Source organism: Streptomyces sp. NPDC001568, from assembly GCF_042893755.1.
GTDB lineage: Bacteria > Actinomycetota > Actinomycetes > Streptomycetales > Streptomycetaceae > Streptomyces.
The window spans coordinates 25,772-38,835 of sequence record NZ_JBIAVF010000020.1; the positions used below are offsets into that span (position 1 = coordinate 25,772).

A 13,064-nucleotide genomic window follows, 5' to 3' on the forward strand; every position below is an offset into this window, starting at 1 on the left:
CCCCGATTTCCTCCGACCGTGCCGACTCGTCGGTCAACGGTTCCGACTCGTTCGGTTCACGGTCGGGGATACTCCTGGTCTTCTTGGTCGCGTGCGTGCTCTTCCGGGGTCTGCCACGAGTCCTCTCGGCTCTGCGCGACAGGATTTTGCTCGACCGGCGGTGCCTCCCGACGTCTGCGCCGGCTCCCGTACCAGAACGCGCCGATCAAAAGGGCGACCAGGACCACGCCGGCAAACAACAGGAAGAACGAGGCCTGGCCTTCAGCCGCGAGTGTTTCGACAGGAGTCATGGGCGGCCCCTACCCGCGATGCGCCGACATACCAGATGCCGAATGGTTTATGTCGATCGGCGGGCAGGTGCGGTGTGCCGTCGGCGGATGGCCGAGGCGCGTCGCCCGTCCTGGCCAATCCCGAGCTCCGGGCGGGCACCGCGAGCTCGCGCCGGGTACACGGTCGAGGGTGGCCGGCCGCGCCACCCGTACTGCGAGGTTCGGAGGCGTCGGTGGACGGGATCGTACTGCTCAAGGAAGATCACAAGACGGTCGAGAAGCTGTTCAAGCAGTTCGAGAAGGCTGGTGAAGACGCTCACGCGGAGAAGCGGAAGATCGCCGACCAGGTTATCGACGAGCTGACCACGCACACCTGGATCGAGGAGAAGATCTTCTACCCGGCTGCCCGGGAGGCCGCGCCCGACACCAGGGACCACGTCCTGGAGAGCATCGAGGAGCACCATGTCGTGCTGTGGATGCTTTCCGAGCTCAAGGACCTGGACGCGGCCGACGAGCGGTTCGACGCCAAGATGAGCGTGTTGATGGAGAACGTCCGTCATCACGTCGAGGAGGAGGAGAAGGAGTGGTTCCCCGACGTCCGCAAGGCCATGGGTCGTAACCGGCTTACGGAACTCGGGGAAGAGATGGAGGCGGCGAAGAAGAAGGCTCCGGGCGAGCCCCTCGCTGTCCCGAGCGCCAAGCACTGACCGCGGCCCCGGCGGCTCGTTCGGCCGGCGGCCCCTGCCGTGGGACGGACCGGGCCGGCATGCAGGATTGACGACGAGGTCGGAGGTTGGCGGGGAAGCGGCCCCATGCGCGGTGTTCGCCGAGTGCCCGCACCACTTTCCTCCACGATCTCCGTGCTGGTTTCGCCGGTGGCGATGCCCGGCTCGTCCGCGGTGATCTCATGGAGGCGCGCTCACCCTGCCCCGCCTTCCGCCGTGGGGTCCGGCGAGTGGGACCTGCGCGTTCGAACGCGGCAGGTTACGGCAGGGCTGTTCAACGGGTGGCGTTGAGGATCTCCCCGGTGATGTGGCCGGCTTGGGCGGATGCCGGGAAGGCGTAGGTGGGAGCCATCTCCGCAGGCTCGGCGGCGCGGCCCGGGGGAGACTGCTCGCCGAATTCCGTTACGTCCGACATCGTCGCCGGGGCCAATGGCGTCCAAACGGGCCCGGGAGCCACGACGTTGAGGCGCATGCCGCGCTCGGCGAGCATCTGCGCGAGCCCGTGTGTGAAGGAGATGATGGCGGACTTCGTCGTGGCGTGGTCGAGCAGGTGGGGGCTGGGCCGGTAGCCCTGCACCGATGTGGTGTTGATGATCGTTCCGCCACGGCTGCTTGCTCGATCTTCGCGTCCAAGCGGTCCGGATCGGTGGGGGACACCTGGCCGATCTCCTCCATGGCAGTGACCACGGCCCGCAGGTCGGCGCTGAAGCGGGGCCGGAAGGCTCGGAGGGTTGCGATGCTGTTCAGTCTGGTTCTGCTCCGACTCAGTCTGGTTCTGCTCCGACCTACTTGCCCACTCAACTATCCGGAACCCCGGTCCCCGCTGCCGTTTCCGCGGCGCCGTGGCTGGGCCACTGCGGGGGTGCTCACGGCGAGCAGTACGACGTCGTCCTCGGGTGCCGGTTCGGCCAGCCACTGATCCGGCGGAGCAATTCGTGCAAAGGGCGGTCCCCGTGGCGGGAGAGCAGGGCGACGAGGCGGGCGACGGCTGCGTCCATGTCGTGATGGTCCGGTTCCGCTCTGCAGCTGGAGCAGTTCGAGGAGGACCGCTTCTTCTCCCGAGGCGGCCATGATGCGCAGCCCCCCGCGTGCGTCGGCCATCATTGCCCCGCCGGCGTCCACGTCGAGGAGATCGACGCAGCGCGTGACCAGGACGTCGAAAAGGACCAGTGGGTCGAAGCCGGGCGTCAGGGTGTCCGCCAGCTCGACGAAGGTCCTGGCCAGCTGCTGCTCGCGGTTCATGTCCTTCGCCTGCTTCCCAGCTTCGGATCTCACCCGTCATTGTGAACCGAAAATGATGACACGTTTGATCACTGCCCTGGCCACATGGTCGGTACTTTCACTGTCGCGGAAGGCCCTGGCCCTCAGCGTGAGCAGGGCTTGTTCAGCACCTACGCCGGCCGTGACCATGATCATGCCTACGGCCTGGTGAATCCGCCTACGGGTTCTCCCGACTCACGGCGGCCGCGAACGAGCGGGCGCCGCGCGGCAACGCCCTGCTGGTGAGCGCACCCGTCGCCCTCCTGTGCCTTCGGGGAAACCCGGCCGAGCGCGGGATTCATCGTTACGCTCTGTTGTTCCGCGGGTGCTCTCCGGGTGCACCCTCTTCTGCATCACGCCTTCAGGCCGCCGGGTCGACCGGAGCCCCGGCACGCGGCAGGCCACCGCCGGCACGGCCCCGACCTCGACTGCGCAGGTACGCCGCCCGGTTCCGTCAACGGGCGGGATCACGGACCCCGCGACCCCCTCTGCTCGCCCACCGCCGACCCCGCCACTGAAACCGCGAGCGGGACGCGCGCCCGCTTCGTACACTCGTCCGGTGGATGGGACGAAGTGCACGTACTGCGGCGGAGCAGGTCTCGAACCCGGCTTCGTCGAGGACGCGGGGGAGGGCTCCCGCGGTTACGCCCGTTGGATCGCCGGGGCGTTGGAGCGGGGTATGTTCGGGGGCGCCAAGCGGCTGGGCCGGCCACGCCGTCGCATCGAGGCGTACCGCTGCCCCCGCTGCGGCCACTTGGAACTCTTCGCCACCGAAGCCGTCTGACACTGCCCGGGGGGAACGTCCCTGCCGCGCCGGCGGTCCTTCCGGAGGGGTTCCTGCCCCTCGACGCGAGCCCGGCGCCGCTGCGCTCGCCGCTTGGTCGGCAGCCGGCAGGACCGCGTTCCCGGCCGATCGAGTTGGTCGCAGCCGCGTGCGGCCGCTGCGGCCGCTCCCTGTCGTTCGATCGGTCCGCCTTCCGGACGATTCGACGCCGTACCCCGCCGCGGCAACCGGCGTCCTGTTAGCCTCGAACAGGGGTGGATCCAACTGCAAATCCACTGGCCGCACACGGCGTTCCGCCGGTGCCGTCCCGCAGTCCGTTCTCGCTGTCGGCCCTTCGCGGCCCGGGGTGGGAGCGCCCCGTGCGGCCCGTCCGAACGGGAGCCGTCCCATGCCACACGACCTGCCCGCGGCCCTGGGAGGCCGGCCCGTCCGCACCCGGCCCTTCCCTGCCTGGCCCAGCCCCTCCGTCGAGGCCCGCGCCGCCGTGAACGCGGTCTTCGACAGCGGTCACTGGTGGCAGAACGGCGACGGCGCCGGCGAACGCCTCGAAGCCGCACTGGTCGACCGGTTCGAGGTGCGCGCCGCAGTCGCGGTCACCAACGGAACGCTTGCTCTCGAAGTCGCCCTGCGCGCCGCGGGCGTCGGACCGGGCGACGAGGTCATCGTCCCGGCCACTACCTTCGTGTCGTCGGCCTCGGCGGTCTCGTCGGTGGGCGCGACGCCGGTGCCCGCGGACGTGCGGCCCGACACCTTCTCCCTCGACCTGGGGTCCGCCCGCGAAAGCGTCACCGCACGGACGAAGGCCCTGGTGGTGGTGCACCTGGGCGGCCAGCCCGCCGATCTCACCGGTGCCCGGCTGCTGTGCGACGAAAAGGGGTTGCTCCTCATCGAGGACAGCGCCCAGGCGGTCGCCGCCGCATGGGACGGCCGGCCCGTCGGCTCGGCGGGCGACATGACCGCGATGAGCTTCCAGGCGGCGAAGCTGTGGCCGGCTGGCGAAGGCGGCGCCGTACTGATCCGCTCGGACGGAGCCCTGGCCGGTCGGGTCGAACGCATCGCCAACTGTGGTCGACCGAGAGGGAGTTCCGACTACGACCATCTCGAACCGGGGACCAACGCACGGATCAGCGAATTCCACGCGGCCCTGGTGCTCAGCCATATGGCGGGAACCGACGCGCTGTGGCTTCGGCGGAAGGGCACGTACGAGCGCCTCGACCGGGCCCTGCCGGCCGGTGCCCTCGCGGCGGTCGACCCCCGAGTCACCCGGCACGACCACTACATGGTGCTCCTGCGACTGCCCGAGGCGGCCCTCACGGACGGGCTCGACAACGCCACCACCGTCCGCGCCCTGGCCGCCGAGGGAATCCCCGCGCGCGTCCTCTTCCCGGCATGGCACCTGCTGCCGGCGTTCCGGCCCCCGACGGGAGCCCCGAGGTCGCTGCCCGTGGCCGAGGGCGCGACGCGCAGCGCCCTGTGGCTGCACCACCGGCTGCTCCTGGACCCGGACTGCGCCGAGGACCTGCCCGCTGCCTGGAGCCGTGTCACCGCCCACGCGTCACGACTGGCCGCCGGCCCGGAGGTGCGGCCGACGGCGGTGCCGGTGGCGACTCGGGAGGTGATCTGCAGGTGGCCGCCATAGGTCTTTGCTCGCCTGAGTTGTGACGGGCGGCGAAACGCCCCGTGCGAGCAACGCGGTGTGGTGGCCAGGACCGGCGCCAAACCGGCGAGCAGCCCAGTCGGGGCATCGATCAGAGTCCCATTGCCGACCTTCTGCACCGCGCCGGCCGCCAGCGGACGCACGGTGTCCACGCGTCCACCCCACGCTCTGTGCTGCCGGACTGGCCACGGGCCTGTCGACCGTGCTTGCTGCATCGGACTGCTTGATCGTCGCTCTGCTGATCCCTCGTCAAGCGGATGGACCCACCTTGCGGGTAGCCCCTCGGGGATGCGTCCTCGCGGCCCTGCCGGTCGGCACCCGTTGGAGCCCCCGTTGTCGTCACCGCGAAGCTGGGGGCCGGGATCCCATCGTGCGGGCTGCCGCGGCGGAGCGCAGCTCCTCCAACGTGCTGCTCTGCTGTTCGGCTCGTTCCAACAGCACGTCCAGGTCTTCGGCGGACAGGCGTTCGTCGGTCTCGGCGAGGGCGCGGAGGGTGCGCCAGCAGGCGACCTTGCCTTGGACTCCCATGAGCATGGACTCCGCTTCGAGGACGTCGCTGAGCGGGGACCGGGAGAGGAGATGACCGTTGGTCTTGAGGCGGCCCGCCTTCTCCGCGAGCCAGCCCATGGCCGCCTTGGACTGGCTGGTGGGCACCTCCAGGGCGGTCATGATCCGGGCCAAGGCGTCACGGTCCTCGTCGACCTGGTGGGCGAGGTCTGCGAGTGCGCGGCCGTCCCGTTCCTCCGCGCGGGCGTCCGCGGCCCGCCGGAACAACTCCAGGCCACCGGTGGCGGCCGCGCAGTGGTCGTTGAGGTAGATCGCCAGGAACTTGGCGTTCTCGGAATCGCCGCCGCGGCCGGCTCCGGCATCCGCCGCGTCGGTCTCGGCGCGCATTTCGCGGGCGACCGATTCCCCGAGCTCGGTCCAGCTGTCCTCGAACTTGGTCAGGCCCTCGTGCTCCAGCGTGTCGGTGACGTCGGTGAAGTCGATGCCGACCTGTTCCAGAGCGGTGAAGTGGGCCTTGGCGGCCGTGAAGTCGTCCACGGTGGGCGTGCGCGGGAAGGGTGCCGTGGTCGGCGAACGCGGTGAGCGTGGCGCCGGGCATGGTGTTGACCGTGCCCGCGATCGCGAGTTCGCTGACGTACATCGTGTCGGGGTAGGCCGGGTCCTTCACCCCGGTGGAGGCCCACAGCGGGCGCTGAGTGCGGGCTCCCGCCGCGGCGAGTCGCTGCCACCGCGGGTCGACGAGCATCTGCTCGTAGGCCTGGAACGCCAGCCGCGCGTTGGCGACGGCGGCCTTGCCCTTGAGCGCCCGGGCCCGAGGGCTTCCGATCGCGTCGAGACGGCGGTCGACCTCGGTGTCGACGCGAGAGACGAAGAACGAGGCCACCGAGTGGATGTTCGCCAAGGCGCGGCCGGAGGCATGAGCCTGCTCCAGGCCCCGCAGGTAGGCGTGCATCACGGCGCGATAGCGGTCCAGGGAGAAGATCAGCGTGACGTTGACGCTGAGGCCCTCGGCGGTGACAGCGGTGATGGCCTTCAGCCCCTCGCGGGTGGCCGGGATCTTGACGAACAGGTTCGGTCGGTCGACGGTGTCCCAGAGCTTTCGCGCCATCGCGACCGTGGCCTCGGCGTCCTGCGCCAGCCGCGGATCGACCTCGATGGAGACCCGCCCGTCGCTGCCCGCGGTCCGTTCGTACACCGGGCTCAGGACGTCACAGGCGTCACGTACGTCGTCGGTGGTCAGGGAGAAGACCGCCTCATCCACGTTGCTTCCCTCGTCGCCGAGGTGGCGCAGCTGCTCGTTGTAGCGGTACCCCTTCGACAGGGCCGAGGCGAAGATCGTGGGGTTCGTGGTGACCCCCACGACGTTCTTGTCCCCGATCAGCCTCTTCAGTTCTCCACCCGCGAGGAGTTCCCGGGACAGATCGTCGAGCCAGACCGACACACCGGCCGCAGACAGGTTTGCGAGCGGGCCGGATTCAGCGGAGAGGGGCATGCGAAACCTCCAAAACGGTGCGGCACCACGCACGCTTGGAAGGCGATTCGACTGAGGGACGAATTGCCGGCGGCGGCGCTCGACACGGTCGTTCCCTCCGCACCTGCCCGAATCGCCCTGCGGCAAGCGCATCACGCGGAATGGCGGCTTTGGACACCCGGCGACTTTTACCCCTGCTGTGCGGCGCGGGGCAGCGCATCGCGCGCGGCGAGCGTGAGGGGCCGTGGATACCGGAGCTCGGTTCTGTCACCGGTGAACCACCCTGCGGCGCATCAGGGCCGCAGGGGGTCCGAAGTGCAGGCGGCCGACGGGCTCTCCCGCGTGCTCGGCTGCGGCCCGCAGCTTGCGAGCTCGCTCGGCGGGGTCGTAGGTCGGCCCGACGCCCTCGATCAGCAAGTCGCCCTCGATGTGGTCGGCACGCAGCCGCAGGATGGCTTGGTAGGCCGGAGAGTCGTACCAGGCACGAGCTTCGGGCAGTCCGGGAAACTCGATCAGCACCATGCTGCCGGGCCATGTTCCCTCCACGACCTCGGCCGGCGGGCCGTGGATGACGAAGTGGCCGGCGAAGGGGTCGAGGGTCGCCCGAATGCGCTCCAGGTACTCGATGACGTCGGGGTGATGTCGACGGCTGCGCCCTCACCGTCGTGAGCGACTACAGCAGCGGCCTGATCGCCACCACCACCGTGGCCGTCCCCGCCCGCGGGGCGGTGACGGCGGCCAAGGCGGTCGTCACCGCCGCGTTCTGGACCGCGCTCGGCACGGTCGTCTCCTCCGGTTCCTTCCTGGTGTCCCAAGCCATCCTGAGCGAAGAGCGGGCCGGAGTCCCGCTCAGCCATCCCGGAGTGCTTCGCGCGCTGATCGCGTCGGCCCTCTTGGCCCCGGTCTGCGCCCTGGTCGGCCTCGGCTTGGGAGCTCTGATCAGGCACAGCGCCGCCACCATGGTCACCACGGCCTTCGTCCTGGTGATGCTGCCGCCGATCTTCTCGCAGAGCGTGCGCTGGTCCGCCGCTGTGAACCACGCGATGCCGGCCGCGGCTTGGCGGGGCCTGGTGCAGACCTGGGAACCGGATCCCCACTCGCTCGGCTACGACGCCACCGTCCCCGGCTCCTGGGCCGTGTACGTCCTCTGGCCGCTGCTCGCGGTCGTCCTCGCGGTGGTCCTCGTACGACGCCGCGACGTGTGAACGTGTCTGCGAGACGCGCATATCGCGCCCCGGAGACACAGGGGAAAGGCCCCCGAAGCTTGTCGCAGCCTCGATGAACGTCTCTCAGAAACGACCGATTCCGGGACGGCCGCCCGCAGCAGTGGGCGGAGCGCGGGAGGCGTCCCGAAAGGCGTCCCGGAATCAAGGGGCGCGGCCGGGAAGCGGGATGGGTATTCGGGACGGGCCGCGCCGCGCGTGGGCGAAGGGGGAACGTGTGGACGGGAACCTGGACGAGATCGGCGGCCGCGCCGAGCTGATTGAGTGCGAGCCGTGCCCGAGGTGCGGGGCTCCGCCCGGCTCGGTGTGCCGGTCCAACTCCGGTGTCGTCGCCGTCGACTACCACACCGGCCGCTACGGCAAGATCCCCGCACTGAAGTCCGGGCCCGCGATCCGGATCCCCGCCGCGCGCGGGCCCGGCCGCACCTGGCAGCCTGCCCCCAAACCCGGCCTCGACCCCGAACTCCTCGCCCCGGGCCGGCGACCGCATCGGCTACGCCCGCGTCTCCAGCAAGGGCCAGGACCTCGCCGGACAGGTCCGCCTCCTGAAGAAGGCCGGCTGCGTGCGCATCTGCGTCGAGAAGGTCGGCACCCGGGAGAAGATCCGCCCGGAGTGCAACGCCGCCCTCCGGCCCGCCGACACCCACACCGTCACCATGCTCGACCGCCTGGGCCGCAACATGGTCGAGCTCATCACCTCCGCGCAGGACCTCGCAGAGCGCGACCACCGCCTGGAGATCCTCACCGGCCCGCCCGCCGGGACGTACGACCCGCATGGCGCGGGCAAGGCCCTCTTCGTCGTCTTTGCCGCGATGGCTTAGGTCGAGCGGGAGTTCATCCACGAACGGACCCTGATCGGCCTGGACAATGCCGCCGCGAACGGCAACCACGGCGGCCGGCCACCGACGGGGACATGCTCGCCGTCGCCCTGCGCCGCCGCGACGCCGAAGAGTCCGTCACCTCGATCGCCCGGCACCTCGGCATCGGCCGCTCCACCCTCTACCGGACGCTCGCCGCGTATGACGAAGCCATCCGGGGAATCTCTTCCGCCGGAGAAATAGTCCGCTGCTGAACTCAGTGCTGCTGCTACGGCCCTCTACTGCCGTTGGCAGGTGGTGCCATGCGTGTCCGCAAGTGCCCTTGCATTCCGTCTCCCTGCGTCGAGTGTCGGCGACGGCGAACACGGAGACGAGTACACGGAACGCTTTTACGTGCTCGTCGTCGGGGAGTTTGGCGAACCCGTAGCGGGGCGGGTCCATGCAGATCATCACCGAGGGGTTTGCTGTGGGCTTCACCCCGGAGCGCGCCACGCCCGCGCACCCGTCCGCAGCCGTGATGTGCGCCTGCATCACGTAGCCGCCGGCCTCCCGCAGCACCTCCTGCCGGCCCGCCAGAGAGAGGCCAGAGAACCAAGCTGTCCCGTCGTCCAACGTGCGGAGCCCCTGGGCTATCTCGTTGACGACCTGCTCGGTCTCGCGCTGGACGGCGCGGCCGTCCTCACCACTCGCTTCGGTCATCTCTTGATCATTCCACGCTGCCAGTCCGGGGCGAGGTCCTGAACGCTACTCCCGCGACTGCGACCGCTCACTCAAGGGAAGGCGACCGGCTCTGCCGCCTTTGGCGCGTCGCCCAGGACTATGCCCTGCTGACAATAACTCTGCGCCGTACTGACATCTCGGCTCTGGCCCACATTCGATGAATCGGTAACTGATCGTGGGGTCCCGCTGCCGCGGGGCCGGAGGCAGGTAGGACCCGGATGGTCTCGGTTGCGTAACCAGTCGAGTGCGCGAGCTATCGCTCAGTGACGATCTGGGGCAACCGGATCTTTGATCGTCAACGAACGGCCTCGGGGTGCTTCGTGCTGCATGCTCCGTCCGCACGCAGTGATGTCTGCTGTGCTCGCGTGTTCCTGCCAGATTTGAAGGACGTACAGATTCAGGGCGTGGACGACTTGGCCAAACGCCGTGGAAACTCCTACGCCACCATCCTGGCCGGCTACGGCCACGGGTAGCCCAATTCCTCAGGGTTGTAGCCTCCGCAAAGCTCGGCGGTAACACGGGGGTCGCCCGCGGTCAGCAGCGATTCAAGGTGCTCCGCCTGGAGGGATGGGTCCTCTGCGGAGACCGGAAGGGTCACCAGGAACTGTGCCCAGGGCAGATCTGTGTCGGCCCGGTTCGGGGGATGCCTCAGGATGACGTCGATCCGATCAGGTTCCGTGGTGCGGGAGGCCCAGACGTCTTCCAACTCGCACTCCCACCTGGCGAGCCAGTCTCCGCGGTCCCTCAAACCTGCCTCGAGCAGCCGCGCAACCACTCCTGCCGGCCACTCCCAGCTACGGTCCTCACCGGCTCGCAAGACCTCGACTTCGTACTGGTCTGCGGCGAAACGAAGCTCCGGCAGGTCGAGGTCTTGATGGGCCAGGTCGCGCCAGCCTGCCCAGACGACGTGATCCCTGTCGCGCCTGACCGTCACGTACAGGGCGCCGCAACACTCCTCCACGCCGCACCCGGACCAGGCGAGACGAACCTCGTGGGGCGTCACCGCGGCATGCAGCGGCGCGGCACCGCCCAGCAGATACTGCGGGCCTACTCCCAGATACCGGAGGCCACTCACCCTGCAGGGGAAGGGCAGGTCGGCCAGGAAATCCCGGCCATTGACGATCGGGCGGACCTCTATGCCGCCCTTGCCTGGCGGTGGGCACACGATGCTCAGGCTGAGAAAGTCCGGTCCCATGGTCATCGCGCAATGATCGCGGAGCCCGCTCGCAACTGTCATGTGAAATTCGTGTGGGCTCCGCTGAGGGCAGCAGTTCGGGCCGCCTCAGGGACGCTGGTCCCCGGATGCCCCTCCGGAACGACGCAACGACGGGACGGCAGCCTGGGGCACTGCCGCTTCAGACGGAGGGGGCTCCTCCGCGGTGACCTGCCGGAAGTGGCCGACCCACGAATCCGACGTCAGGGAGGACCATTCGACGTCGATCTCAACACCGTGCGCTGTGCGGGTGTAGTCCGCGAGTGACGTGAAGATCGCCGTCTGCACGTCCTGAAGGGCCGCATCGGCAGGCATCGGAACCTTGCCGCATCCGCCTCCCCAGCCATGGGCAACGAACGTGAAGGGCCACACGTCTCGGCCGGACAGCAGGATGATCTCCTTCGGTATACCGAAGGAAGGTCGCTTCTTCTTCGTCTTGGATCGTCTCGCCACGCTGCCATCCAACCTGACGTGCCGCGGCGTCTGTCACCCGGCATGCACACCGCAGGCCCTTTCCGTGGGCGGAGGACGCCCACTGACATTTCGACGAAGTCGTGACGATGAGTCATCGCGAGTGGTTACCGGTGGTGAAGTACCCGGATGCGGAGCAGGTCGAGGTTGGCGCGGCCGAACATCTGCCTCTTGAGGAACTTGATCTTGTTAACGGTGCCTTCGACGGGGCCGCTGCTGTGGGGCAACGTGAGTCCGGCTGTGACCGCGGCGAGGTCGCGGCGTAGGCCGCTCGCGAAGTTGGCCAGGTGCGGCAGGGACTCGGTGGCGGTCACGGTGGTGATCCACTCGTCGAGCAGGTGTCCCTCGCGATTGGTCATCATGGTGGCGAACCCACGGACGAAGCCGGCTGCGATCTCGAGTTCGGGACAGCGGGCAAGGACCTCCTTCAACCGGATTCGGGCGTTGGCGTCCAGGCGGTCGGGGTGCGACATCATCCAGCCGGTGGCGCGCCGAGGTGACGGCGGCAGGGACGGTGGAACGGCTGCTTTGGAGTGCCCTCGAAGCGGCCGTAGATAGCCCTGAACAGTGCGTATGCTGCCGGTCCAACCCTGGGCCGCGAGTTCCTGGTGAAGTTGAACAGCGTTGGTGCAGCCCTCATTCCAGCGGTCGATCAGGTAGGGCTTGAACCTGTCGAGCTTGCCAGCTCGGTGGAGGACAGGGGCAGCAGTTCGTCCGCACTGGCGGCGTTGGCGAACCTTTGAACGGTGCGGAAGGCCAGGCCTAGGTCGCGGGAGATCGAGTTCAACGACGCACCGCGAGCCTTCAGCTGCTGTATTCGGGTGTAGCGGGTGCGTGTCCGGTCCACGAAGGGCCGCTCGTTGCCGCCGGAATCTAGCGTCCTGGGACGCTCGGCGGGAGGCTCCGTATCTTCCTGGATTGGAGGATCCTGGTCGGCTTCAGTGGTCTCGTCCAAGCGCGCACGATGGGCGCGGACGGTCTTCTCCAGGGCGTCACCGAGGTTGCTCCACAGGTGCCAGCGATCCGCGCACTGGATCGCATCCGGCGCGCCTTCACGGGCTCCGTCGGCATAGGCGCCGGCACGGTCGCGGCAGATGACCTTGATGCCGGGATGCGCCTTGAGCCACTGCGCGAGGTGAGCGGAGGTTCGTCCGTCGAGAATGTCGACGGGCCGGCGGCTCTCCAGGTCGATCAGGATCGTGGCGTAGGAGCTCCCACGGCGTTTGGCGAAGTCGTTGACGCCGAGCAGACGGATCTCGCCGACTTCGGGATCTGGTAACGACCGGAGTATCCGCAGGAATGACGAGCGCCCAGCCGCGACACCGGCCACTGCGGTGAGTCGTGCCCCGGCCCGCCCGGCCAGTGCGATGGCCACGCTGGTCAGCAACTCGCGCAACGCTGTCGTTCGGCGGGCGTACCGGGTCGTCAACCCGGCGACCTGCTCAGCGAAGATCCGCTGTGAGCATTCCGTTTCCCGGCAGAAGAACCGACGGACCACAAGACTGATCGAGACCGGCCGTCCACCCGCGGCCAAGCCGTCCAGGACGCGGCGGTATCGGCTGTGGACCCGTGCGGAGACCGTCCCGCACGAGGGACAACCCGCCTCTTTGGCAGTGGTCCGCGCGGTCACCATGACGGCGTCGCCCAAGTCGTCGACGTCCTGAATGAGTACGTCATTCAGGTCCGGGACGAACACACGAGCACAGCAGACAGCGTTGCCCACAGGCGGAGCATGCAGCACGAAGAACCCCGAGCCGTTCGGCGACGATCAAAGATCCGGTCTACCCAGATCGTCACGGAGCGGCTGTCCTCACACCCGGCTGGTTACGCAATCGCGATCGTCCAGGTCCTACCCGCCTCCGGCCACAAGGCAGCAGAAGATGACGATCAGTCACCGCTCATCGAATGTGGGCCAGAGCCCATCTCGTCCGACACACACCCAGTGT

General features: G+C 68.8%; 13 protein-coding genes and 3 pseudogenes. 6 read left to right on the plus strand and 10 right to left on the minus strand.

Annotated elements, in window-relative coordinates; translation table 11 throughout:
* Nucleotides 1-56 precede the first annotated feature (56 nt).
* The gene (locus tag ACFY0I_RS31185) at nucleotides 57-290 is read right to left on the minus strand and encodes a DUF6479 family protein (protein WP_388902038.1); all 234 of its coding nucleotides are present in this window, start codon (nucleotides 288-290) and stop codon (nucleotides 57-59) included.
* A 212-nt stretch (nucleotides 291-502) separates the two neighbouring features.
* On the opposite strand from ACFY0I_RS31185, the gene ACFY0I_RS31190 reads away from it, so the two are divergent.
* A complete protein-coding gene (locus tag ACFY0I_RS31190; RefSeq protein WP_388902039.1) occupies nucleotides 503-976 on the plus strand; it encodes a hemerythrin domain-containing protein in 474 nt (157 codons plus the stop codon).
* 292 nt (nucleotides 977-1,268) lie between these two features.
* Here the strand turns inward: ACFY0I_RS31190 and ACFY0I_RS31195 are convergent.
* The 3 genes and pseudogenes from ACFY0I_RS31195 to ACFY0I_RS31205 form a co-directional block, all read right to left on the minus strand.
* Nucleotides 1,269-1,598: pseudogene (locus tag ACFY0I_RS31195) on the minus strand (SDR family oxidoreductase); the annotation flags it as partial.
* 197 nt (nucleotides 1,599-1,795) lie between these two features.
* On the minus strand, nucleotides 1,796-2,269 hold the full coding sequence (locus ACFY0I_RS31200) for a hypothetical protein (protein WP_388902323.1): 474 nt from the start codon (nucleotides 2,267-2,269) through the stop codon (nucleotides 1,796-1,798).
* A 3-nt stretch (nucleotides 2,270-2,272) separates the two neighbouring features.
* Nucleotides 2,273-2,410: a hypothetical protein gene (locus ACFY0I_RS31205; protein ID WP_388902041.1), complete on the minus strand. Its 138-nt coding sequence runs from the start codon at nucleotides 2,408-2,410 to the stop codon at nucleotides 2,273-2,275.
* Between the two features lie 403 nt (nucleotides 2,411-2,813).
* Between ACFY0I_RS31205 and ACFY0I_RS31210 the strand changes: the two genes are divergently transcribed.
* Together ACFY0I_RS31210 and ACFY0I_RS31215 are read left to right on the plus strand one after the other, a co-directional pair.
* Nucleotides 2,814-3,038 carry a hypothetical protein gene (locus ACFY0I_RS31210; RefSeq protein ID WP_388902042.1) on the plus strand — a complete coding sequence of 75 codons (225 nt, stop codon included), beginning with the start codon at nucleotides 2,814-2,816 and terminating at the stop codon, nucleotides 3,036-3,038.
* 388 nt (nucleotides 3,039-3,426) lie between these two features.
* Nucleotides 3,427-4,677 (plus strand): DegT/DnrJ/EryC1/StrS family aminotransferase, encoded by a 1,251-nt coding sequence (locus ACFY0I_RS31215; protein ID WP_388902044.1) that lies wholly within the window; start codon nucleotides 3,427-3,429, stop codon nucleotides 4,675-4,677.
* 906 nt (nucleotides 4,678-5,583) lie between these two features.
* Here the strand turns inward: ACFY0I_RS31215 and tal are convergent.
* Both tal and ACFY0I_RS31225 read right to left on the minus strand, forming a co-directional pair.
* Nucleotides 5,584-6,694, minus strand: a pseudogene (tal, locus tag ACFY0I_RS31220) (transaldolase); the annotation flags it as partial.
* Nucleotides 6,695-6,940: 246 nt separating this feature from the next.
* Nucleotides 6,941-7,300 (minus strand): DUF1330 domain-containing protein, encoded by a 360-nt coding sequence (locus ACFY0I_RS31225; RefSeq protein ID WP_388902307.1) that lies wholly within the window; start codon nucleotides 7,298-7,300, stop codon nucleotides 6,941-6,943.
* A 38-nt stretch (nucleotides 7,301-7,338) separates the two neighbouring features.
* Between ACFY0I_RS31225 and ACFY0I_RS31230 the strand changes: the two genes are divergently transcribed.
* The 3 genes from ACFY0I_RS31230 to ACFY0I_RS31240 all read left to right on the plus strand — a co-directional run bounded on the left by ACFY0I_RS31230 (nucleotide 7,339) and on the right by ACFY0I_RS31240 (nucleotide 8,968).
* Nucleotides 7,339-7,878, plus strand: a complete 540-nt coding sequence (locus ACFY0I_RS31230; protein WP_388902045.1) for a hypothetical protein — start codon at nucleotides 7,339-7,341, stop codon at nucleotides 7,876-7,878.
* Between the two features lie 506 nt (nucleotides 7,879-8,384).
* The gene (locus tag ACFY0I_RS31235) at nucleotides 8,385-8,717 is read left to right on the plus strand and encodes a recombinase family protein (protein ID WP_388902309.1); all 333 of its coding nucleotides are present in this window, start codon (nucleotides 8,385-8,387) and stop codon (nucleotides 8,715-8,717) included.
* A 92-nt stretch (nucleotides 8,718-8,809) separates the two neighbouring features.
* Nucleotides 8,810-8,968 carry a helix-turn-helix domain-containing protein gene (locus ACFY0I_RS31240; protein ID WP_388902047.1) on the plus strand — a complete coding sequence of 53 codons (159 nt, stop codon included), beginning with the start codon at nucleotides 8,810-8,812 and terminating at the stop codon, nucleotides 8,966-8,968.
* A gap of 52 nt (nucleotides 8,969-9,020) precedes the next feature.
* Here the strand turns inward: ACFY0I_RS31240 and ACFY0I_RS31245 are convergent.
* From ACFY0I_RS31245 to ACFY0I_RS31260, 4 genes and pseudogenes are all read right to left on the minus strand, one after another.
* Nucleotides 9,021-9,413 (minus strand): annotated as a pseudogene (locus ACFY0I_RS31245) (DUF5958 family protein); the annotation flags it as partial.
* 478 nt (nucleotides 9,414-9,891) lie between these two features.
* A complete protein-coding gene (locus tag ACFY0I_RS31250) occupies nucleotides 9,892-10,635 on the minus strand; it encodes a hypothetical protein (protein ID WP_388902048.1) in 744 nt (247 codons plus the stop codon).
* 590 nt (nucleotides 10,636-11,225) lie between these two features.
* A complete protein-coding gene (locus ACFY0I_RS31255; protein WP_388902050.1) occupies nucleotides 11,226-11,594 on the minus strand; it encodes a transposase in 369 nt (122 codons plus the stop codon).
* A 176-nt stretch (nucleotides 11,595-11,770) separates the two neighbouring features.
* Entirely contained in the window at nucleotides 11,771-12,841 is a 1,071-nt protein-coding gene (locus ACFY0I_RS31260) for an ISL3 family transposase (protein ID WP_388902051.1), read from the minus strand.
* Nucleotides 12,842-13,064 lie beyond the last annotated feature (223 nt).

Coding starts and splice junctions, on each gene's coding strand:
- ACFY0I_RS31185 (WP_388902038.1), bottom strand. CDS start 290: ATGACTCCTGTCGAAACACTCGCGGCTGAAGGCCAGGCCTCGTTCTTC.
- ACFY0I_RS31205 (WP_388902041.1), bottom strand. CDS start 2,410: ATGATCATGGTCACGGCCGGCGTAGGTGCTGAACAAGCCCTGCTCACG.
- ACFY0I_RS31215 (WP_388902044.1), top strand. CDS start 3,427: ATGCCACACGACCTGCCCGCGGCCCTGGGAGGCCGGCCCGTCCGCACC.
- ACFY0I_RS31240 (WP_388902047.1), top strand. CDS start 8,810: ATGCTCGCCGTCGCCCTGCGCCGCCGCGACGCCGAAGAGTCCGTCACC.
- ACFY0I_RS31250 (WP_388902048.1), bottom strand. CDS start 10,635: ATGACCATGGGACCGGACTTTCTCAGCCTGAGCATCGTGTGCCCACCG.
- ACFY0I_RS31255 (WP_388902050.1), bottom strand. CDS start 11,594: ATGATGTCGCACCCCGACCGCCTGGACGCCAACGCCCGAATCCGGTTG.